Source organism: Streptomyces violaceus, from assembly GCF_036014075.1.
Taxonomy (GTDB): Bacteria; Actinomycetota; Actinomycetes; order Streptomycetales; family Streptomycetaceae; genus Streptomyces; species Streptomyces violaceus.
Genome location: NZ_CP107911.1, coordinates 650,590 through 672,493, shown reverse-complemented (window position 1 = coordinate 672,493; position 21,904 = coordinate 650,590). Strand labels below are relative to the sequence as shown.

The following is a 21,904-nucleotide window of genomic DNA, read 5'->3' as shown; positions in this document are numbered from 1 at the left end:
ATCCTGCCCTGAGCCGGTCGCGCGTCAGGCGTCGCTCACCAGGATCACCTCCAGCGTGCGCGGACCGTGCACCCCCTCGACCCGGTCCAGCTCGATGTCACTGGTCGCCGACGGTCCGGAGATCCAGGTCAGCGGGCGTGCCGGGTCGAGGCGCTCCAGGCCCTGCGGCACCGACGACACGACCTGCCCGGGGACGCGGACCACGCAGATGTGGTGGTCGGGGACGAGGGTGATCCGGCGCCGGCCCTGGTCGGGCGAGCCGTCCAGCACGATCGTGCCGGTCTCCGCGATCGCGACCGCACAGGCCGTCACGACACTGTCCACCCGGTCGAGTTCGTCCGGAGTGCTCTCCGCCCGGTCCGCCACCCGTGTCACCCCGGTCCGCTCCAGCCAGGCGGGGTCCAGCCCGGGCGGCACCAGCACCGAAGCCGACCCGCGCTTGTCGAGCAGCCCCGCGAGCAGCCCGGCCAGCCCTTCGGCATCCGTGCGGTGGACGATCGCCCGGTAGTCCGCCAGGTTCTCGGCCAGCAGCTCGACGGTCTGCTCGACACTCCGGTCCCCGTGCTCGCGCACATAGCCACGCGGCACCGCCTGCTCGTAGGGGGTGTCGTCCCGTGGTACGTCCGCCAGCGCGCGCCGCACCCGGCCCAGGATCCGTTCCCTGCTGTTCACTTGGCCCCGTCCTTCCCGCCGCGCGTGCGCTGCCACCAGTCCCGGAACGGCTCGGCGGGCACCGGCGGCAGATCCCGGGTGCCGCTCCAGGCCCGGCCGGGCCCCGGCAGCGTACGGGGATGCAAGCGACGGGTCCGCGAGGCGGCACGCTGGCCGGTGCGCAGGGCGCCCGGGTGCGTGAACGCCCAGCGGGCCGCCCGCATGGCCGCACGTTCGGCGGCATGTCCCTTCGCGGGCCGCAGCACCACCTTGTTGCCCTCCCGGGTGACCTCACCGCCCTCCACGACCCGTTCCCGCAGATGCACCAGGACCTCGGGGATGTCGATGGCGACCGGGCACACCTCGTAGCACGCCCCGCACAGCGAGGACGCGTACGGCAGAGAGGCGTCGATCTCGCTGGCGGTGCCCCGCAGTTGGGGGCTGAGGATCGCGCCGATCGGGCCCGGGTACACCGAGCCGTAGGCGTGCCCCCCGGCCCGCTCGTATACCGGGCAGACGTTGAGACACGCCGAGCAGCGGATGCAGCGCAGCGCCTGCCGGCCGACCTCGTCGGCGAGGGTGTCGGTGCGGCCGTTGTCCAGCAGCACCAGATGGAAGGTGCTCGGCCCGTCGGCCGTTCCGGAGTCCGTCGTGCCGGTCCACGTCGAGGTGTACGGGTTCATACGCTCGGCCGTGGAGGAGCGGGGAAGGGTCTGCAGGAACACCTCCAGGTCCCGCCACGTGGGCACGATCTTCTCGATGCCGACGACCGAGATCAGCGTCTCGGGCAGGGTCAGGCACATCCGGCCGTTGCCCTCCGACTCCACGACCACCAGGGTGCCCGTCTCGGCGACCATGAAGTTGGCGCCGGAGATGCCGACCCTGGCACGCAGGAACTTCTCCCGCAGGTGGAGGCGGGCGGCCTCGGCGAGTTCGGCCGGTGTGTCCGTCAGGCCTTCGGGAGCGGGGCGGCCCCACTCGCTCATCTCACGGGCGAAGATGTCCCGGATCTCGCCCCGGTTGCGGTGGATGGCCGGGACGAGGATGTGCGAGGGCCGGTCCTTGCCCAACTGCACGATCAGTTCGGCGAGATCGGTCTCATAGGCGTGGATGCCCTCGGCCTCCAGCGCCTCGTTGAGCCCGATCTCCTGCGTGGCCATCGACTTGACCTTGACGACCTCCGACTCGCCGGTCATCTTCACGAGCTGGGTGACGATCTCGTTGGCCTCGTCCGCGTCGGCGGCCCAGTGGACGATGCCGCCCGCCGCCGTGACCGACTCCTCCAACTGCTCGAGATAGCGGTCGAGATGCCGCAGGGTGTGGTCCTTGATCCGCTTGCCCGCCTCGCGCAGCTCGGCCCAGTCGGACACCTCCGTCACGGCCTTCGCCCGCTTGGCGCGGATGGTGTGTGTGGCGTGGCGCAGATTGCCGCGCAGGGTCTCGTTGCCCACGGCCTCCCGCGCGGCCTCCGGAAACGCCGGCATGCCGACGAACGTCCCGCTCATACGGCCGGTTCCTCCTCCGTGCTCGCCAGGATCTCCGCGATGTGCACCGGCCGCATGCCGGTCCGCAGTCGGGTCATCGTCCCGCCGATGTGCATCAGACAGGAGTTGTCGGCCGCGCACAGCACCTCGGCGCCCGTCGACTCGGCGTTGCGCACCTTGTCGGTGCCCATCGCCGCCGAGACGTCGGCGTTCTTCAGGGCGAAGGTGCCGCCGAACCCGCAGCACTCGTCTGCCCCCGGCAGCTCGGCCAGCTCCAGCCCCGTCACGGCCTGGAGCAGCCGCCGGGGCCGGTCGCCGAGCCCGAGTCCGCGCAGTCCGTGACAGGTCGGGTGGTACGTCACCTTGTGCGGGTAGTACGCCCCGACGTCCGTCACGCCCAGCACGTCCACCAGGAACTCCGTGAGCTCGTACGTCTTCGGCACCACCGGCGCCAGCGTGGCCGCGAGGGTGTCCCCACGCCCCTCCGCCCGGGCCCGCTCGCCCATCCGCGGATACAGCTCGCGCACCATCGCCCCGCACGACCCGGACGGCGTCACGATCGCCTCGTACTCACCGAAGACATCGGAGAAATGCCGGGCGAGCGGCTCGGCCTCGTGACGGTATCCGGTGTTGTAGTGCGCCTGTCCGCAGCAGGTCTGCGCCATCGGGAAGTCGACGTCGACGCCCAGTCTGGTCAGCAGTTTCACCACGGCGCGCCCGGTGTCCGGATACAGCGTGTCGTTGACGCAGGTCAGGAACAGGGCGACACGCATCGCGGCTCCTTGTGGTTGATCATCGGATGAGTGCTGGGGGCACCACCCACACGCGTTCAGCGTAGTGGGGGAGTAGTCCGGGGACAGGACGCGGGGGAGACCCCGTCAGTCCCCGGCGAGCCGGGCCTGCGCGGCGCGCCACCGCTCGGTCCCGCCCCGCGGCTCGTACCGCGTGAGCGGCTGCGTACGGACGAGCAGCCGCCGCATCCCCGCCAGGTCACCGACCAGACCGTGCGCCCGCGCCTGCACCAGCACGTTCCCCAGGGCGGCCGCCTCCGTCGGCCCGGCGACCACCGGCAGCCCGCAGGCGTCGGCGGTCAGCTGGCACAGCAACGCGTTGCGCGTGCCACCGCCCACCACGTGCACCACGTCGACCGGATGCCCGGCGAGCCGCTGCGCGTCCTGCACCGCCTTGCGATGCGCGAGGGCGAGGGAGTCGAGGATGCAGCGCGTCACCTCGGCCGGCGACTCGGGCACGGGCTGCCCCGAGGCCCGGCACGCCTCGGCGATCCGCTCGGGCATCCGCCCCGGCGCGAGAAACGCCGCGTCACCGGCATCGACGACCGACCGCAGCGCCGGCACCTTGGAGGCCTCCAGCAGCAGCGCGCCCAGATCCGTCTCGCCCCAGGCCCGCACGCAGTCCTGGAGCAGCCACAGCCCCATGATGTTGCGCAGGTAGCGGACCGTGCCGTCCAGCCCCAGCTCGTTGGTGAAGTTGGCCGCCCGGCTCTCCTCGGTCAGCACCGGCGCGTCCAGCTCCAGACCGGCCAGCGACCAGGTGCCGGTGCAGATGTACGCGAACCGATCGCCCGACGCCGGTACGGCGGCGACCGCCGACGCGGTGTCGTGCGACCCGACGGCCGTCACCGGCACGGGACCGGTCAGCCCGGTCTCCTCCAGCACCTCCGGCCGCAGTACACCGGCCGGATCCCCGGGCTGCCGCAGCGGCGCGAACAGCCCGAGGTCGATGCCCAGCCGCTCCGCGACCCCGTACGCCCAGTCCCGGGTGCGCGGATCGATCAGCTGGGTCGTCGAGGCGTTGGTCAGCTCCGTGCCCTGCTCACCGGTCAGCCAGTACGTCAGCAGATCCGGCATCAGCAACAGTCGTCGGGCCTGCGCCAGTCGGTCCGTGGAACGGGCGGCGGTCAGCTGATACAGGGTGTTGAAGGGCGCGTACTGAAGACCCGTCGCCGCGTACAGCTCCTCGGCGGGCACGGTCGCCCACACCTTCTCCGCGACGCCCTCGGTACGGCTGTCGCGGTAGTGCACCGGGTTGCCGAGCAGCGCCCCGTCGGCATCCAGCAGGCCGTAGTCCACGGCCCAGCTGTCGATGCCGACGGAGTCGACCCGCCCGGCCGCCCTCAGTCCGTCCAGCACCCCGGCGTAGAGCCCGAGCACGTCCCAGCGCAGCCCCTCCGGCACGCGCACCGGCCGGTTCGGGAAGCGGTGGACCTCGTTCAGCTCCAGCGAGTCCGAGCCGACGCGGCCGACCATGACGCGCCCGCTGGACGCGCCGAGGTCGACCGCGGCATACGACTTCACAGCCGCGTTCATCGCAGGAAGGCGGCCGCGACGCCGGCGTCGACCGGGATGTGCAGCCCGGTGGTGTGGGTCAGGTCCCCGCCGGTCAGCGCGAAGACGGCGTTGGCCACATGCTCGGGCAGCACCTCGCGCTTGAGGATGGTCCGCTGCGCGTAGAACTCACCCAGCTTCTCCTCCTCGACCCCGTACACCGCGGCCCGCTTCGCGCCCCACCCCCCGGCGAAGATCCCGGACCCGCGCACGACCCCGTCCGGGTTGATCCCGTTGACCCGGACCCCGTGCTCGCCCAGCTCGGCGGCGAGCAGCCGCACCTGGTGGGCCTGGTCGGCCTTGGTGGCCGAGTAGGCGATGTTGTTGGGTCCGGCGAACACGGCGTTCTTCGACGCGATGTAGACGATGTCGCCCCCGAGCCCCTGCGCGATCATCACCCGGGCCGCTTCACGTGAGACCAGGAAGGACCCGCGCGCCATGATGTCGTGCTGCAGGTCCCAGTCTTTGGCGGAGGTCTCCAGCAGCGGCTTGGAGATCGAGATGCCGGCGTTGTTGACGACGAGATCGACTCCGCCGAAGGCCAGCACGGCCGCCCGGAACGCCTCGGCGATCTGCTCCTCGGACGTGACGTCCACCGTCACGGCGACTGCCTTGTCCGCACCGCCCAGCTCTTCGGCGACGGCCTGGGCGTTCTCGCCGTTGAGGTCCGCGACGACCACACACGCGCCCTCGGCCACGAGCCGCTGCGCGATGGCCTTCCCGATCCCACTGCCCGCACCGGTGACGAGTGCGATCCGCGTGGCCAGTGCCTTGGGCTTCGGCATCCGCTGAAGCTTGGCCTCCTCCAGCGCCCAGTACTCGATCCGGAACTTCTCCGACTCCTCGATCGGCGCGTACGTCGAGACGGCCTCCGCCCCGCGCATCACATTGATGGCGTTGACGTAGAACTCCCCGGCCACCCGGGCGGTCTGCTTGTCCTTGCCGAAGCTGAACATGCCCACGCCGGGGACCAGCACGATCGCCGGATCGGCGCCGCGCATGGCGGGGGAGTCGGGCAGGGCGTGCCGCTGGTAGTAGGCGGCGTACTCCTCGCGGTACTCGGCGTGCAGCTCCTTGAGCCGGGCGACGGCCTCGTCGAGCGGAGCGGCCGGCGGCAGGTCCAGGACGAGGGGCCGGACCTTGGTCCGAAGGAAGTGGTCCGGGCAGGAGGTGCCCAGCGCGGCCAGCCGCGGATGCTCGGCGCTCGCGAGGAAGTCGAGAACGACCTCGGAGTCGTTGAAGTGCCCGACCTGAGGCCGGTCCTGGGAAGCGAGGGCGCGGACGTACGGCGCCAGCGCGGCGGCCCGCTCCCGGCGCTCACCGGCACTCAGCGCGGCATACCCCTCGATCACCGGCCCGAAGGGCTCGGCCTCCCCCCGCTCGGCGAGGAACGTCTCGGCGGTCCGGATGATGTGCAGCGAGTTCCGCTCGCACTCCTCGGAGGTGTCACCCCAGGCGGTGATCCCGTGCCCGCCGAGAACACACCCGATGGCCTGCGGATTGGCCTCCTTCACGGCGGCGATGTCCAGCCCCAGCTGGAACCCGGGCCGCCGCCAGGGCACCCACACCACACTGTCCCCGAAGCACTCGGCGGTCAGCTTCTCCCCGTCGGCGGCACAGGCGAGCGCGATCCCGGAATCGGGATGCAGATGATCGACATGAGCGGCCTCGACCAGCCCGTGCATGGCGGTGTCGATCGAGGGAGCTGCCCCGCCCTTCCCGTGCAGGCAGTAGTCGAACGCGGCGACCATCTCGTCCTCGCGCTCCACTCCCGGATACACATCGACGAGCGCCCGCATCCGATCCAGCCGCAACACGGCCAGTCCGCCCTCGGTCAAAGTCCCGAGATCCCCTCCGGACCCCTTGACCCACATCAGCTCCACATCACCCCCGGTGACGGGATCGACCTCGGTGCCCTTGGCGGAGGCGTTGCCCCCGGCGTAGTTGGTGTTACGCGGATCGGCACCGAGCCGATGCGAACGAGCGAGCAGATCAGCGGCCTCGGGATGGGGTGCCATGAATGCCAGTTCCTTTCAAGGGAGGGAGTGTGACTGACTTACCTAGGGGCGCGGGGAACTGCGCGACCAACCACAAACGGCCCGCAGCCCGAATCAAACAGAACCCGGCAGACGCTCACGCCCCCCAACCGGCTTGCTCCCCACCCACCCGCTCGACAACGATCTTCTCCGCCCAGCCGGACCGCCGGTACGCCCCCATCGGCTCGGGATCCAACCCCATCTCCTCCCGCACCTCCCGAAGCAACGGCCGCACATCCGTGTTGTACGCATCCATCACCACGGCATTGGCCTCAAGAACATCCCCGGACGCCTGCGCCGCACTCAGCGCATCCCCGTCAACAAGCAACGCCTTCGCCGTAGCCTCCTGCACATTCATCACCGACCGAATGATCGCCGGAATCTTCGCCTCGATGTTGTGACACTGATCGAGCATGAACGCGACGTCAGGCGTGAACCCCCCACCCCGAATCACCTCGTACATGATCCGGAACAACTGGAACGGATCCGCGGCCCCCACCATCAGGTCGTCGTCCGCGTAGAACCGCGAGTTGAAGTCGAACGCCCCGAGCTTCCCCTCCCGGAGCAGCGTCGCCACGATGAACTCGATATTGGTCCCCGGCGCGTGATGCCCCGTGTCGACCACGACCTGAGCCTTCGGCCCGAGCTTCAGACAGTGGGCGTACGCCGTCCCCCAGTCCGGAACATCCGTCGTGTAGAACGCCGGCTCGAAGAACTTGTACTCCAGCAGCATCCGCTGCCCCCCGCCCAGCCGCTGGTAGACCTCAGCGAGGCCCTCGGCCAGCCGGTCCTGCCGCTCCCGGATGTCGTCCTGCCCGGGATAGTTCGTCCCGTCGGCGAACCACAGCTTCAGATCCGTCGACCCCGTCGCATCCATGATGTCGACGCACTCCAGCAGATGAGCCACGGCCTTCCGCCGCACCGCCGCGTCCGGATGGCAGATGCTCCCCAGCTTGTAGTCGTCGTCCTGGAAGGTGTTGGAGTTGATCGCGCCGAGCCGGACACCACGCTGCTCCGCATGCTTCGCCAGCGCCGCGTAGTCATCGACCCTGTCCCAGGGAATGTGCAGGGCCACGGTCGGGGCGACCCCCGTGAACTCGTGCACCTTCGCCGCGTCGTCCAGCTTCTCGTAGGGATTGCGCGGCACACCCGCTTGCGCGAACACCTTGAACCGGGTGCCCGAGTTCCCGTACGCCCACGACGGCGTCTCGACGGCCTGGGTCTTGAGAGCGGTCTTCGCCGCGGCGAGCTCGGTCACGTCAGGGCTCCTGAGGCATCGGGTCGTAGCGACCACTAATGAAACGATTCAGAACGCGAAGCTATGGGCCCCCCGAAGGGGTGTCAACCCCTCCGGCTCACACGGTTTCCCGTGACCAGCGCGTGACCTTCTATCCTCGAAATATTTTCGACCGGTACCCATTGACGTGACATGCGCGGCCCGCCTAACGTCCCGGCAATCCAGTTGAAACCTTTCACGACGCCGAGAGGGCCTCCCGCCGGCGTCGTCGAGGAGCCCTCATGACCCACCCGTCCACCACGGGTTCGGCCCCGGTTCTGGCGCTGAGGGACGTGTCCAAGTCCTTCGGCGCGGTCCGCGCACTGCGGGACGTCTCCCTGGAGCTGTTCCCCGGGGAGGTGCACGCCCTTGCCGGTGAGAACGGTGCCGGCAAGTCCACCCTCATCAAGGCGCTCGCCGGAGTGCACCGGCCGGACGCCGGCCAGGTGCTGCTCGACGGTGCGCCCGTCGTCTTCAACGGTCCCGGCGACGCCCGCGACGCCGGCATCGCCGTGATCTACCAGGAGCCCACGCTCTTCCCCGATCTGTCGATCGCCGAGAACATCTACATGGGCCGCAGGCCCAAGCGCGCCCTCGGCCGGATCGACCACAAGGCCACGCACAACGCGACCGCCGCCCTCATGGAGCGCCTCGGTGTCGAACTCGACCCCGACCGGCCCGCCCGCGGCCTGTCCATCGCCGACCAGCAGATCGTCGAGATCGCCAAGGCGCTCTCCTTCGACGCCCGCGTCCTGATCATGGACGAGCCGACCGCCGCCCTCACCGGCAGCGAGGTCGCCCGCCTCTTCGGCGTCGTACGCACCCTGCGCGACCAGGGCGCCGCCGTGCTGTTCATCTCCCACCGGCTGGAGGAGATCTTCGAGATCTGCCGGCGGGTCACCACCCTGCGCGACGGCGCCTGGATCGCCAGCGAGCCCCTGGACGGCATGACCGAGGACGACCTCGTGCGCCGCATGGTCGGCCGCGACCTCGACGAGCTGTACCCCAAGCAGAACGTGGCGCCGGGCGAGGTCGCCCTGAGCGTGCGCCGCCTGACCCGCGAGGGCGTGTTCACCGACGTCTCCTTCGACGTCCGGCACGGCGAGATCGTCGGCCTGGCCGGGCTCGTCGGCGCCGGCCGCACGGAGGTCGCCCGGGCCGTGTTCGGCATCGACCGCTGGGACGCGGGCGAGGTCTCCGTGGACGGCAAGGCCCTCGTCAACGGCGCCCCCTCCACCGCGATGTCCGCCGGACTCGCCCTGGTCCCCGAGGACCGGCGCGCCCAGGGCCTGGTGATGGACATGTCCATCGAGCGGAACATCGGCCTCACCGGGCTGCGTACGACCGTCAGGGCCGGGCTCGTGGACCGCGGCGCCGAGCGCAGCCGCTCCCTCGACTGGGCCGTCAAGCTCCAGGTGAAGTACGCCCGGATCGCCGACACCGTCAACACCCTGTCCGGCGGCAACCAGCAGAAGGTCGTGCTCGCCAAGTGGCTGGCCACCGGCCCCAGGGTGCTGATCGTCGACGAGCCGACCCGGGGCATCGACGTCGGCACCAAGGCCGAGGTGCACCGGCTGCTGTCCCAGCTGGCCGCCGACGGCGTGGCCGTCCTGATGATCTCCTCCGACCTGCCCGAGATCCTCGGCATGGCCGACCGCGTGCTGGTGATGCACGAGGGCCGCCTCACCGCCGAGATCCCGCGCTCCGACGCCACCGAGGAAACCGTGATGGCCGCAGCCACCGGGAGGGCCGCCGCATGACGGTCGTCACTCCCCGAGAGGCCCCCGTGGCCGACGTGCCCAAGTCGAGCGGCACGCGGCTGGCCGACCGCGTCTTCAAGATGCGCGAACTCGCCATCCTGGTCGTGTTCCTGGTGATGATCGCGGTCACCCAGGCCGGCAACAACGAGTTCCTGTCCGAGCAGGGCATCAAGGACCTGCTGCTGAACGCGACGATCCTCGTACTGGTCGCCACGGGTCAGTCCCTGGTGGTCATCACGAGGAACGTCGACCTGTCCGTCGGCTCCACGCTCGGCATCAGCGCGTTCGCCGCCGGAACGTATCTCCAGGGCGGGGGCAACCCGGTCGTGGCGATCGCGCTGGCCGTCCTGCTCGGCATCGGCTTCGGACTGCTCAACGGACTGCTCGTCAGCCTCGGCCAGGTGCCCGCGCTCGTCGTCACCCTCGGCACGCTCTACATCATCCGCGGCATCGACTCCATCTGGGTCGGCTCCCGCCAGATCACCGCGGCCGATCTGCCCGGCGGCTTCGTCGACTTCGGCTCCGGCGGCATCTGGGCGGTGCCGTACCTGGCGCTGATCGCCCTGGCGGTACTGGTGGCGACGGCGTACTACCTCAAGCACTACGGCAGCGGCCGCGAGCTCTACGCCCTCGGCTCCAACCCCGAGGCCGCCCGGCTCGCCGGCATCCCCGTCCGCAAGCGGATCCTCGCCGCGTACACCTTCTGCGGCGCCCTCGCCGGACTCGCCGGCGCGATGTACCTCGCCCGGTTCGGCAACGTCGACTCCGGCACCGGCAACGGCTACGAACTGACCGTGGTCAGCGCGGTCGTGGTCGGCGGCGTCGTCTTCACCGGCGGCTCCGGCAGCGTCTACGGCGCTGCCCTCGGTGCCCTGCTGCTGACCTCCATCAACAGTGTGCTGCCCGCCCTCGGTGTCAGCTCGGTCTGGGTGCTCGCCATCAACGGCATCCTGCTCATCCTCGCGATCGCGGTCGACCGGGTCGTCGCGCTGCGCGTGGCCTCCGCCCTGAAGAAGAGGAACGCCCGCCATGGCTGACATCTCCCTGAGCCGAGCGGTCCGCTGGGACACGGTTGTCGGTGCCCTGCTCATCGTGGTGCTGCTGTTCTCCTTCGGATTCGTCGACGGCTTCGGCAACGCGCTCAACCTGTCCTTCCTGATCGGCAACACGCTGCCGATCGCGCTGATCGCCCTGCCGATGACCCTGCTGGTGGTGTCCGGGGAGATCGACCTGTCGGTGGCGTCCACCGCCGGTCTGTCCGGTGCCGTGATGGGTGCCCTGTGGAACCAGGGCATGGCCATCGAGACGATCATCCCGATCTGCCTGCTCCTCGGCGTGGTGTGCGGGCTGATCAACGGTCTGCTGGTGACCAGGCTCGGCCTGCCGTCCCTCGCCGTCACCATCGGCACGCTCGCCGCCTACCGGGGCATCGCGCAGATCGTGCTCGGGTCCGACGCGGTGACCGACTTCCCCACGCAGTACCTGGACTTCGCGGCCGGGCGCCTCGGCGACACGTTCGTCCCGTACGCCTTCCTGCCGTTCCTCGTCCTGCTGGCCATCGCCGTGGTCGCGCTGCACGCCACCCCGTTCGGGCGGTCGTTGTTCGCGATCGGGGCGAGTGAGGAGGCGGCGCGGTTCGCCGGCATCCGCGTCAAGCGGCAGAAGCTGCTCCTGTTCACGCTGACCGGATTGATGGCCTCGCTGACCGGCATCTTCTGGGCCCTTCACTACGCCAGCGCCCGCTACGACAACGCGACGGGGCTCGAACTGTCGGTCGTGGCCGCGGTGTTGCTCGGTGGGATCGACTTCGACGGCGGCAAGGGCACGCTCGGTGGCGCGATCGCCGGGGTTTTCTTGCTCGGGGCGCTCCAGAACGTCATGAGCCTTCAGGACGTCTCCGCGCAGTCGCAGATCGTCGTGACCGGTGTGTTGCTCGTGCTTTCCGTTCTTGGGCCGCGGGTGGCGCGGCAAATCGCCGTTGTTCGGGCTCAATCGTCCGGCTGACCGTTCGCTGTGGCTGGTCGCGCACACGCGGCGGAGCCGCAAATCGAAACAGCCCCGCGCCCCTGAAAGCAGGGCGCATCCCTCAACCTCGTTCAAAGGAAACCGTCATGCGTAAGTCAACCCTCCGCCGCAGCTGCGCGGCGCTCGCCACCGCCACCTCCCTCGCCCTGGCCCTCACCGCCTGCGGCGGGACCACCAAGAAGGACGTCGCGAACGAAGGCGGTTCCGCCGCAACCGCCGGCAAGGCCGACCCCAACGCCGCCACCAAGAAGGGCCTCACCGTCGGCTTCTTGCCCAAGCAGGTCAACAACCCGTACTTCACCTCCGCGGACAAGGGCGGCGAGAAGGCCCTGAAGGAGCTCGGCTCCAGCTACAAGGAGGTCGGTCCGTCCAGCGCCACCGACACCGCCGGGCAGGTCAGTTACGTCAACACGCTCACCCAGCAGCAGGTCGACGCGATGGCCGTCTCCGCGCAGGACCCGGGCGCCCTGTGCACCGCGCTCAAGCAGGCCATGAAGAACGACATCAAGGTCGTCACCTACGACTCCGACACCACGGCCGACTGCCGCAACGCCTTCGTCTCGCAGGCGTCCGCCGAGGACCTGGGCCGCACCGAGGTGCAGCTGCTCGCCAAGCAGATCGACTACAAGGGCGAGATCGCGATCCTGTCCGCCGCGCAGACCGCGACGAACCAGAACACCTGGATCGACTTCATGAAGGACGAGCTGAAGAAGCCCGAGTACAAGAACATGAAGCTGGTGAAGACCGCGTACGGCAACGACGACGCCCAGCAGTCCTTCCAGCAGACCCAGGGCCTCCTCCAGGAGCACCCGAACCTGAAGGGGATCATCTCCCCGACCACGGTCGGCATCAAGGCCGCCGCCCAGTATCTGTCGGGCTCCAAGTACAAGGGCAAGGTCAAGCTGACCGGCCTCGGCACCCCGAACGACATGCGCAAGTACGTCAAGAACGGCACGGTCGAGGCGTTCGAGCTGTGGGACCCGGCCAAGCTCGGCGAGCTGGCCGCCCGTACCGCCGTCGCCCTGTCCTCCGGGCAGATCACCGGCAAGGAGGGCGAGACCTTCAAGGCCGGCTCCATGGGCGAGTACACCATCGGCAAGGACGGCGTGATCAGCCTCGGCAAGCCGACCGTGTTCGACGCCAAGAACATCGACCAGTTCAACTTCTGATCACCGCTTCACGATCACCGAAAGGGCTGTTGATGCAGCGCGTGTGCTTCCTGCTGAAGGTCAGGGCGGACCGCCTCGACGAGTACCGCGAGCGGCACGCCGCGGTATGGCCCGAGATGCTCAAGGCACTCTCGGAGACCGGCTGGCACAACTACTCGCTCTTCCTGCGCGAGGACGGACTGCTCGTCGGTTACCTCGAGACCGAGGACTTCGCCGCCGCCCAGGCCGGAATGGAGGCCACCGACATCAATGCCCGCTGGCAGGCGGAGATGGCGCCGTTCTTCGAGTCGCTGGACGGCGCCCGGCCCGACGAGGCCATGAAACCGCTCACGGAAGTGTTCCACCTCGCATGACGATGGAGTCCACGAGATGCACAGACGTACGTTGCTGGCCGCCGCCCTCGCCGGAGCCGTGGTGACCCCCGCCCTCGCCTCCGGCACCGCCCGGGCCGCCGACCCGGGGCCCTCCGTGACCCGGACCGGCACGACCACGCTCGACAGCCAGGCCGTCTTCTTCGTCTCGTACGACGGACTGGTCAACAACAACGCGTTCCAGAAGAACGGCCTGCTGACCTACAAGGGCTACCAGTACGCCGTCTGGTACACCGCCGACCGCAACGCCGTCGTCGGCCGCCGTGCCCTCGGCGCGAGCACCTGGTCCACCGTCAAGGTCGGCCACACCCTGCGGTACAACGACTCCCACAACGTCATCTCCATGGGCCTCTCCAAGGCCGACGGCCGCCTGCACCTCAACATGGACTCCCACAGCGACGGCTTCACCTACGTCAAGTCGGTCGCCGGGCTCGTGGACAACCCCGGCGGCCTGAGCTGGACCGCCGCCCGCTTCGGAGCGCCCCAGTCCACTCTGGACGGCCTGGCGCTGACCTCTCAGTTCACCTACCCGCAGTTCGTCTCCACGCCCGACGGCAAGCTCCAGCTGAGCTATCGCGTCGCGGTCTCCGGCAACGGCCGCAACGCGCTCGCCGAGTACGACGGCACCAAGTGGACCGACCTCGGCGAGTGGTCCGCCTCCACGGGCACGTACACCAGCGAACACGGCTCCTCGACCGCCCGGAACATGTACCTGCACGGCATCGACTACGACCGGAACGGGCGCCTGCACTCCTTCTTCACCTGGCGCGAGCAGAACGGCGCCGTGATGTGCAACGGCGGCGGCATCAGCAACCACGACACCGGCTACGTCTACTCCGACGACCGGGGCCGCACCTGGCGCAACAACGCCGGCACCGTCGTCGGCGTCACCGGCGGCTCCGACAAGGTGTCCGTTAACGACACCGGTCTGGTCGTCGACCCGCTGAACCCGGACCACTCCCTGATGAACCAGGAGAGCCAGTTCACCGACTCCGCGGGCCGGCCGCACGCGATCATCTCCTACGTCCCCGGCCGTTTCGGGCAGTGCACCACGAACTACGTCGCGAACCGGACCGCCAACGGCCGCGCCTTCCACGTCCGCAGGAACGCCTCCGGCACCTGGCAGAAGACCGAGATCCCGGTCCCGCTGAACTCCAGCCAGCGCACCAAGCTCATCCTGGACAAGTACGACAACGCGTACGCCGTCTTCCCCTTCGGCCGGATCGCCGCCGCCTCCGCGGCCTCCGGGTACACCGACTGGAAGATCCTGTTCGACGGCAGTGGCCTCAACGCCTTCGGCGAGGTCGTCATCGACGAGACACGCGTCGGGCAGGACGGGGTGCTGTCCTTCATGTACCAGGAGAAATCGAGCGGTACGACGCCCTCGGCGCTGCACGTCGTCGACTTCCGTCTGCCCGCCTGACCGGACCCGGTCGCCGGGGCGGCATGCCGGTAATGTGAAGCCGCTCCGGCCGCCGCCCCCTCATCTCCCCCTGGAGGTCCCTGCCCGATGTCCCAGTCGGTGGGTATCAAGGACGTCGCCCGCGCCGCCGGAGTCTCCGTCGGCACGGTGTCGAACGTGATCAACCGCCCGGACACGGTCGCGACCGAGACCCGGGCCCGCGTGCAGTCCGCGATAGACCGGCTCGGCTACGTCCGCAGCGAGTCCGCGCGGCAACTGCGCGCGGGCCGCAGCCGGATCATGGGGCTGCTCGTCCTCGACATGGGCAACCCCTTCTTCGTCGACGTGGCACGCGGCGCCGAGCGCGCCGCACGCCAGGCCGGGCTCGGCGTGATGGTCTGCAACAGCGCCCAGAACCCGGGCGAGGAGGCCGACTATCTGTCGCTCTTCGCCGAGCAGCGCGTACGCGGCGTGCTGCTCACCCCCGCCGACGCGACGGGGCGCAACATCGAGACGTTCCGCCGGCACGGCATCCCGTTCGTCCTGGTCGACCGGGTCGCCGAGGGCACCACGGAGTGCTCGGTCTCCGTCGACGACGTCGCGGGCGGCGCCCTGGCCGTGCGCCATCTCGTCGACGCCGGGCACCGCTCCATCGCCTACGTCAGCGGGCCGCCCGGCCTCAACCAGGTCCGCGACCGGCGCACGGGCGCCCTCGAAGCGCTCTCCGAGGCGGGGCTCGGCCCCGACGCGCTGCGCGAGCTGCCCACCGAACGGCTGGATGTCGCCGCCGGCCGCGACGCTGGAGCCCGGCTGCTCGGCCTCGCCGACCGGCCCACCGCCGTGTTCTGCGCCAACGACCTGCTCGCGCTCGGCGTCCTGCAGGCCATGTATGCGGCGGGCGTGGGTGTCCCCGACGACCTCGCCATCGTCGGCTACGACGACATCGAGTTCGCGGCCGCCGCCGCCGTCCCGCTCACCTCGGTACGGCAGCCCGCCGTCACCATGGGCGCCATGGCGGCCGATCTGCTCCTGGAGGAGACGGAGGCGGAGGGCGCGGTGAAGCCGCACGAGCACCGACGGGTCGTCCTCCAGCCCGAGCTGGTGGTCCGCCGCTCCAGTCTGTCCGCCCGCTGAAAGCCTGAACGGCCGTTCAGCAAGGTTTCATGATCCGAAGAGCCCACCCGCGGACGTTCCCTGTGATGAACTGGGACGCGGTCCGAATATCAGTCCGTCCCCGGGAGCCCTGTTGACCGTCAGCTACCGCCAGCCCGGAGTCGTCCTCACCGACCGCCGCTTCACCGTCCCCCTCGACCACGACCACCCCGAGGGCGAGACGATCGAGCTGTACGCCCGCGAGGTCGTGGCGAGCGACAAGGCCCACCAGGACCTGCCCTGGCTGCTCTATCTGCAGGGCGGTCCCGGCTTCGGCGCGGACCGCTCCGTGGGCAGGCCCGGCTGGCTGGGCAGGGCCCTGAAGGAGTTCCGCGTCCTGCTCCTCGACCAGCGCGGCACCGGCCACTCCACGCCCGCCAACCGGCAGACGCTCCCGCTGCGCGGCGGCCCCGCCGAACAGGCCGACTACCTCACCCGCTTCCGTGCCGACTCGATCGTCCGCGACTGCGAGGCCATCCGCCCGCTGGTCACGGGCGGTGCGCCCTGGACCGTCCTCGGCCAGAGCTTCGGCGGCTTCTGCGCGACCAGCTACCTCTCCCTCGCCCCCGAGGGCCTGGCCACCGCCGTGATCACCGGCGGGCTGCCCGCACTGGACGCCCACGCCGACGATGTCTACCGGGCCGCCTTCCCGCGCATCGAACGCAAGGTGGCCGCCCACTACGCCCGCTACCCACACGACGCCGAACGCGCCCGCCGGATCGCCGACCACCTGCTGACACACGACGTGGTCCTGCCGAACGGCTACCGGCTCACCGTCGAGGCGTTCCAGTCCCTCGGCATCCTTCTCGGCACCGGTGACGGCACCCACCGCCTCCACTACCTCCTGGAGGACGCCTTCGTCCGCACCCCGCAGGGCTTCACGCTGTCCGACGCCTTCCAGGAGCAGGTGCAGGGCATGCTGTCCTACGCCCGCCACCCGCTGTACGCCCTCGTCCACGAGGCGATCTACGGCCAGGACGGCCGGCCCACCGCCTGGTCGGCCGAGCGGGTCCGGGCCGAGTTCCCGCAGTTCGACGCGGCCAAGGCACTCGCGGGTGACGAGCCGCTGCTGTTCACCGGAGAGTCGATCCACCCGTGGATGTTCGACTGCGACCCGGCCCTGCGCCCCCTGCGCGACACCGCCGGCCTGCTCGCCGCCCGCACCGACTGGACGCCCCTGTACGACGCGGCCCGCCTGGCCGCCAACAAGGTGCCGGTCGTCGCGGCCGTCTACCACGACGACATGTACGTCGACACGGCCCACTCCCTGCGGACCGCCCGCACGATCCGCGGCCTGCGCACCTGGATCACGGACGAGTTCGAGCACGACGGCGTACGGACCGGCGGCACCCGCGTCCTCGACCGGCTGCTGGCGATGGCGCGGGACGAGGCCTGAGGCCGGTGGCCCGGACTAGTCTGCCGACATGACGACCACTCAACTCCAGCCCATGCCCGGCGACTGGCGGCGTGCCCTCGCGGTCGTGGCCCACCCGGACGACCTCGAGTACGGCTGCTCGGCGGCGATCGCTGCCTGGACCGACGGGGGCCGCGAGGTCGCCTATGTGCTGGCGACCCGCGGCGAGGCGGGCATCGACACGCTGGAGCCGGGCGAGTGCGGCCCGCTGCGGGAGCGCGAGCAGCGGGCGAGCGCGGCGGTGGTCGGCGTCTCGGCCGTGGAGTTCCTCGACCACAAGGACGGCGTCATCGAGTACGGCACCGCCCTGCGCCGTGACATCGCCGCCGCCATCCGCCGGCACCGGCCCGAACTGGTCATCACGCTCAACCACCGGGACACCTGGGGCGGCGTCGCCTGGAACACCCCGGACCACGTGGCCGTCGGCCGCGCCACGCTCGACGCGGCCGGCGACGCCGGCAACCGGTGGATCTTCCCGGAACTCGTCGAGCAGGGCCTCGAGCCGTGGGACGGAGTGCGCTGGGTCGCCGTCGCCGGTTCCAGCACACCCACCCACGCCGTCGACGCGACGTCCGGCCTGGAACGGGCAGTGCTCTCACTGCTCGAACACCGCACGTACATCGAGGCGCTGACCGACCAGGACCCGGAGACATACGTCCGCGGCTTCCTGACCCAGCACGCCGAAGCCACGGGCGAGCGGTTCGGGGGCAGGCCGGCAGTGGCGTTCGAACTGTTCAGCAGATGACTCGACAGACGACAGAGGACGGACGAGGGACGACGGGGGAGAGCATGACGGGCAGCGAGGAACTGGCCGACCGGTTCGAGGAACACCGCGGGCACCTCCGAGCGGTCGCGTACCGCATGCTGGGTTCGCTGACCGAGGCGGAGGACGCCGTCCAGGAAGCCTGGCTGCGGCTGAGCCGCACCGCCCCGGACGACATCCAGAACCTCGGCGGCTGGCTCACCACGGTGACCGGCCGCATCTGCCTCGACCTCCTGCGCTCGCGCACCGCACGCCGCGAGGAGCCCATGGGCGACGCCTTCGTCCCGGACCTGGTGCTCAGGCCCCTGTCGCACCTCGACCCGGCGGAGGAGGTGCTCCAGGCCGACTCGGTGGGACTGGCCCTGCTGGTCGTCCTGGAGAACCTGGAGCCCGCCGAGCGGCTCGCGTTCGTGCTGCACGACATGTTCGCCGTGCCGTTCGACGACATCGCGCCGGTCGTGGAGCGCAGCCCGGCCGCGACCCGGCAGCTGGCGAGCCGCGCCCGGCGCCGGGTGCGCGGCGCCACGCCCTCGGCCGAGCCGGACCTCGGCCGGCAGAAGGAGGTGCTCGACGCCTTCCTGGCCGCCTCGCGCGGCGGCGACTTCGAGGCGCTGCTCGCGTTGCTGCACCCGGACGTGGTGCTGCGGGCCGACTCGGGTGCCCTCGTGCGGGGCGCGGCCGCTTCCAAGGTCGTCCAGGGCGCGAAGACGGTGGCGGAGCAGGCGCTCATGTTCGCCCGGTACGCGCGGTCCGCGCGGCTGGTGCTGGTCAACGGCTCGGTCGGCGTCGTCCACGCGCCCGAGGGACGGGTGCAGTCGGTCATGGGGGTCACGATCGCCGACGGCCGGATCACCGGCATGTACATCCTGGCGGACCCAGAGCGGCTGGAGCGCCTGGAGACGCCCGGGCTCACGGGGTGACTCAGGCGGCCACGACCAGGTGAGTTGTCGTTTCGTATGCTGAACGCATGCGAGATCACAAGGCCGCGCGAGCGGAACTGCGCGGCGACTGCGAGCGGTGCTTCGGGCTGTGCTGTGTCGCCCTGCCCTTCGCGCGATCGGCCGACTTCGCGGTCGACAAGGACGCCGGTACGCCCTGCCGCAACCTCCAGGAGGACCACCGCTGCGGCATCCACGCCAGACTGCGGCAGAAAGGGTTCACCGGCTGCACGGTCTACGACTGCTTCGGCGCCGGACAGCAGGTCTCGCAGATCACCTTCGGCGGCCGGGACTGGCGGTCCGAGCCGCCCGAGCAGGCCCGCCGCATGTTCGACGTGTTCCCGGTCGTCCGTCAGCTGCACGAGCTGCTGTGGTACCTGACCGAGGCGCTCGCCCTGTCCGCGGCCCGGCCGATCCACGCCGATCTGCGCACGGCGTTGGAGAAGACCGAGGAGCTCACCGACGGGAGCCCCGAGGAGCTCGCCGAGCTGGACGTGGCGGCGCACCGCCAGGAGATCAACGTCCTGCTGCTGAGGACGAGCGAACTGGCCAGGGCCGGCACCAAGGGCCGCAAGAAGAACCGCCGGGGCGCGGACCTCATGGGCGCCCGCCTCAAGGGCGCCGACCTGCGCGGTGCCAACCTTCGCGGCGCCTACCTCATCGCCGCCGACCTCACCGGCGCGGACCTGCGGGGCGCCGACCTGATCGGTGCCGACCTGCGCGACGCGGACCTCACGAACGCCGACCTGACCGGTGCGCTCTTCCTCACCCAGCCCCAGCTGAACGCGGCCCGGGGGAGCGCCGGGACCCGGCTGCCGGAGTCAGTCACCCGCCCCGGGCACTGGACAGCGCAGGTCTGAGGCGGGCTCCCGCACCGGGGTCCGCCGCTCCGGGTGCAGCCGCAGACCCTCCGGCATCAGCGTCAGCCGTTCCGTGACGCGCAGCCGGTAGGACGGGTCGGACCGCAGCTCGTAGCGGCGCAGCAGCAGACCGAGCACCAACGTCGCCTCGTGCAGCGCGAACTGGCGCCCGATGCACGCCCGCGCCCCGGTCCCGAACGGCTTGAAGGTGTGCGGCGCCCGGGACCGTACGGCCTGTGCGTCGAAGCGGTCCGGGTCGAACCGCTCGGCGTCCGCGCCCCACGCCTCGGGGTCCCGGTGCAGCATCGGCGTCAGCACCAGCGCCCACGCCCCGCGCCGCATGGGATGCTCCCCGGCCAGCACCGTGTCCTGTCGTGCCTCCCGGGCGAAGGCGGGCGCGGTGGGCCACAGCCTCAGCGACTCGTCCAGCACCCGCCGGACGTAACGCAGTCTGGCCACCTGCTCATAGGCCGGTTCCGCCGTGTCGCCCCACACCCGGTCCACATCGGCGCGGGCCCGGTCCGCGGCCTCGGGGTGCCGGGAGAGGTAGTGCAGGGCGAAGGAGAGCGCGCCCGAGGTGGTCTCGTGGCCCGCGACGAGGAAGGTGATCACCTGACGGCGGACGTTCTCCGGCGAGAGCCGCTCCCCGGTCTCCGGGTGAGCCGTCTCCAGCATCCTGTCCAGCAGGTCGCCCTCGCCGCCGCCGGTCGCACGCCGGGCCCGGACCAGCTCGTCGACCGTGCGGTTGAGGTGGGCGATGTCGGCCGCGTTGCGGCGGCTCGCGCTCCGCAGCAGCAGCGGGGCCAGCGGGAAGGGAACGGTGTTGAGCCGTTGCGCGTACGTCAGCGTGCCGATCATCGCGGTCACGAAGGGATGCGGCCGGGAGCGCTCGAACGACCCGAAGTCGTGCCCGAAGCCGGTCCGGGCGATCGTCTCCAGCGTCAGCTTGGTCATGTCGCCGGGCACGTCCACCGACCGGCCCGTCGCCGCCGCCCGGTCCCAGTGCTCCGTCAGCCGCCGCGCGACAGCCAGCATCATCGGGTGGTAGCCGGCCATGGCCTCGCGGCTGAACCCCGGAGCGAGCACGTCGTGTGCCAACTGCCAGTTCGGCTCGTGGTTGTACGCCGTGAACAGGCCGTCCCCGGCGACCGGCCGCAGGTTGGCGATGCCGAGCCCCACGTGCTTGGCGAACCGTGACTCGTCCGCGAAATCGGCCACGTGCCGGGCGCCCCACACGAACACGAACTCCTTGCCGAAGGCCTTCCGCCGGAAGACGGGCCCCAGCTGCCGGGCGTACCGCAGTGAGTCCTGCAGGGGAGTGCGCCGGTTCACGCCCACCACATCACCGAGCAGCGGGAGCCGGCGCGGCGGATGCGGAATGCGGTCCAGCTCGGGCCAGCCCAGCTCGGCACTGCGGAACCCCTTGGGCCCTGCAGCCCGTATCGGCGCCTCCGTCATGACGCGATCTCCCTTGATCCGGCGGCGGGTTCGCACATGTTGTATGTGGGTTCAATAGCGCCGTTCAGTCTGGTCCCGTTGTTGAACCGGCGTCAAGTAAAGTGCCGGCATGGCCGCGAACCAGGGCGGGCGCACACGCCGCCGGCTCAGCACCGAGGAGCGCCGGGAGCAGCTCCTGGCGGTTGGGGCGCGGCTGTTCTCGGAGAGTCCGTACGACGACGTCTGGATCGAGCAGGTCGCCGAGCTCGCCGGGGTGTCGCGGGGGCTGCTGTACCACTACTTCCCGGCCAAGCGTGACTTCTTCGCGGCGGTCGTCGAGCGCGAGAGCGAGCGGATGCTGCGCATGACGGCGGCGGTTCCGGGCGTCCCGGTGCGCGAGCAACTCGCGGCCGGTCTCGACACGTTCCTGGAGTACGTCCGGGCCCACGCGCACGGCTACCGCGCCTTCCACCGTGCCGACGCGGCCGCGGACCAGGCGGTGCGGCGGGTCTATCAGCGGGCGCTGGCCGCGCAGGAGCGGCAGATCCTCGCCGCGCTCGCCGCGGACCCCGAGTTCGGCCCGGCCTTCGAGGAGCGGCCGGAGGTGCGGCTCGCCGTGCGCGGCTGGCTGGCGTTCACCACGGCCGTCTGTCTGGAGTGGCTGCGCGGCACGGAGTTGGGCCGGGAACAGGTGCGCGAGCTGTGCGCCCGCGCCCTGCTGGGTGTGCTCACCCCCTGAAAGGCCTCGCAAAGATCACGTGACGTGGTTGGCTCACACCCCGATCTTCGGTAGGTTAGGTGAGGCTTACCTAAGGAGGTTC

Annotated in this window: 19 protein-coding genes; 12 read left to right on the top strand and 7 right to left on the bottom strand. The window is 70.6% G+C overall.

Annotation, left to right across the window (positions count from 1 at the left end):
- Positions 1-24 precede the first annotated feature (24 nt).
- The 6 genes from OG542_RS03080 to rhaI all read right to left on the bottom strand — a co-directional run bounded on the left by OG542_RS03080 (position 25) and on the right by rhaI (position 7,774).
- Positions 25-672: a LutC/YkgG family protein gene (locus OG542_RS03080; RefSeq protein ID WP_328407944.1), complete on the bottom strand. Its 648-nt coding sequence runs from the start codon at positions 670-672 to the stop codon at positions 25-27.
- Positions 669-2,156 carry a LutB/LldF family L-lactate oxidation iron-sulfur protein gene (locus tag OG542_RS03075; RefSeq protein WP_328407942.1) on the bottom strand — a complete coding sequence of 496 codons (1,488 nt, stop codon included), beginning with the start codon at positions 2,154-2,156 and terminating at the stop codon, positions 669-671. Before OG542_RS03075 ends, OG542_RS03080 begins: the two co-directional genes overlap by 4 nt.
- Positions 2,153-2,908 (bottom strand): (Fe-S)-binding protein, encoded by a 756-nt coding sequence (locus OG542_RS03070; protein WP_328407940.1) that lies wholly within the window; start codon positions 2,906-2,908, stop codon positions 2,153-2,155. Before OG542_RS03070 ends, OG542_RS03075 begins: the two co-directional genes overlap by 4 nt.
- Before the next feature lie 105 nt (positions 2,909-3,013).
- A complete protein-coding gene (locus OG542_RS03065) occupies positions 3,014-4,462 on the bottom strand; it encodes a rhamnulokinase (RefSeq protein ID WP_328407938.1) in 1,449 nt (482 codons plus the stop codon).
- Complete coding sequence (locus OG542_RS03060) at positions 4,459-6,498, bottom strand: bifunctional aldolase/short-chain dehydrogenase (RefSeq protein WP_328407936.1); 2,040 nt, start codon at positions 6,496-6,498, stop codon at positions 4,459-4,461. Before OG542_RS03060 ends, OG542_RS03065 begins: the two co-directional genes overlap by 4 nt.
- Before the next feature lie 115 nt (positions 6,499-6,613).
- Positions 6,614-7,774 (bottom strand): L-rhamnose isomerase, encoded by a 1,161-nt coding sequence (gene rhaI, locus OG542_RS03055; RefSeq protein WP_328407934.1) that lies wholly within the window; start codon positions 7,772-7,774, stop codon positions 6,614-6,616.
- 260 nt (positions 7,775-8,034) lie between these two features.
- On the opposite strand from rhaI, the gene OG542_RS03050 reads away from it, so the two are divergent.
- The 11 genes from OG542_RS03050 (at position 8,035) to OG542_RS03000 (ending at position 19,646) form a co-directional block, all read left to right on the top strand.
- Complete coding sequence (locus tag OG542_RS03050; RefSeq protein ID WP_328407932.1) at positions 8,035-9,552, top strand: sugar ABC transporter ATP-binding protein; 1,518 nt, start codon at positions 8,035-8,037, stop codon at positions 9,550-9,552.
- Positions 9,549-10,589, top strand: a complete 1,041-nt coding sequence (locus OG542_RS03045; protein WP_328407930.1) for an ABC transporter permease — start codon at positions 9,549-9,551, stop codon at positions 10,587-10,589. Before OG542_RS03050 ends, OG542_RS03045 begins: the two co-directional genes overlap by 4 nt.
- The gene (locus OG542_RS03040; protein WP_328407928.1) at positions 10,582-11,556 is read left to right on the top strand and encodes an ABC transporter permease; all 975 of its coding nucleotides are present in this window, start codon (positions 10,582-10,584) and stop codon (positions 11,554-11,556) included. The genes OG542_RS03045 and OG542_RS03040 overlap by 8 nt, the downstream gene beginning before the upstream one ends.
- Positions 11,557-11,663: 107 nt before the next feature.
- Positions 11,664-12,746, top strand: a complete 1,083-nt coding sequence (gene rhaS / locus OG542_RS03035) for a rhamnose ABC transporter substrate-binding protein (protein ID WP_193481313.1) — start codon at positions 11,664-11,666, stop codon at positions 12,744-12,746.
- Positions 12,747-12,778: 32 nt separating this feature from the next.
- On the top strand, positions 12,779-13,099 hold the full coding sequence (locus OG542_RS03030) for an L-rhamnose mutarotase (RefSeq protein ID WP_311129254.1): 321 nt from the start codon (positions 12,779-12,781) through the stop codon (positions 13,097-13,099).
- Positions 13,100-13,115: 16 nt separating this feature from the next.
- Complete coding sequence (locus tag OG542_RS03025; protein ID WP_328407921.1) at positions 13,116-14,540, top strand: BNR repeat-containing protein; 1,425 nt, start codon at positions 13,116-13,118, stop codon at positions 14,538-14,540.
- 87 nt (positions 14,541-14,627) lie between these two features.
- Complete coding sequence (locus OG542_RS03020) at positions 14,628-15,653, top strand: LacI family DNA-binding transcriptional regulator (protein ID WP_193481310.1); 1,026 nt, start codon at positions 14,628-14,630, stop codon at positions 15,651-15,653.
- Between the two features lie 112 nt (positions 15,654-15,765).
- Entirely contained in the window at positions 15,766-17,067 is a 1,302-nt protein-coding gene (locus OG542_RS03015; protein ID WP_328407919.1) for an alpha/beta fold hydrolase, read from the top strand.
- A gap of 28 nt (positions 17,068-17,095) precedes the next feature.
- A complete protein-coding gene (locus OG542_RS03010; protein ID WP_311129257.1) occupies positions 17,096-17,830 on the top strand; it encodes a PIG-L deacetylase family protein in 735 nt (244 codons plus the stop codon).
- A gap of 44 nt (positions 17,831-17,874) precedes the next feature.
- Positions 17,875-18,768, top strand: coding sequence for an RNA polymerase sigma factor SigJ (gene sigJ, locus OG542_RS03005; protein ID WP_328407916.1), 894 nt, complete (start codon positions 17,875-17,877; stop codon positions 18,766-18,768).
- A 47-nt stretch (positions 18,769-18,815) separates the two neighbouring features.
- Positions 18,816-19,646: a pentapeptide repeat-containing protein gene (locus tag OG542_RS03000; RefSeq protein ID WP_328407914.1), complete on the top strand. Its 831-nt coding sequence runs from the start codon at positions 18,816-18,818 to the stop codon at positions 19,644-19,646.
- Here the strand turns inward: OG542_RS03000 and OG542_RS02995 are convergent.
- Positions 19,608-21,104 (bottom strand): cytochrome P450, encoded by a 1,497-nt coding sequence (locus OG542_RS02995; protein WP_328407912.1) that lies wholly within the window; start codon positions 21,102-21,104, stop codon positions 19,608-19,610. The two genes, OG542_RS03000 and OG542_RS02995, sit on opposite strands and share 39 nt — an antisense overlap.
- Before the next feature lie 109 nt (positions 21,105-21,213).
- Between OG542_RS02995 and OG542_RS02990 the strand changes: the two genes are divergently transcribed.
- Entirely contained in the window at positions 21,214-21,822 is a 609-nt protein-coding gene (locus OG542_RS02990; protein WP_328407910.1) for a TetR/AcrR family transcriptional regulator, read from the top strand.
- Positions 21,823-21,904: the final 82 nt, after the last annotated feature.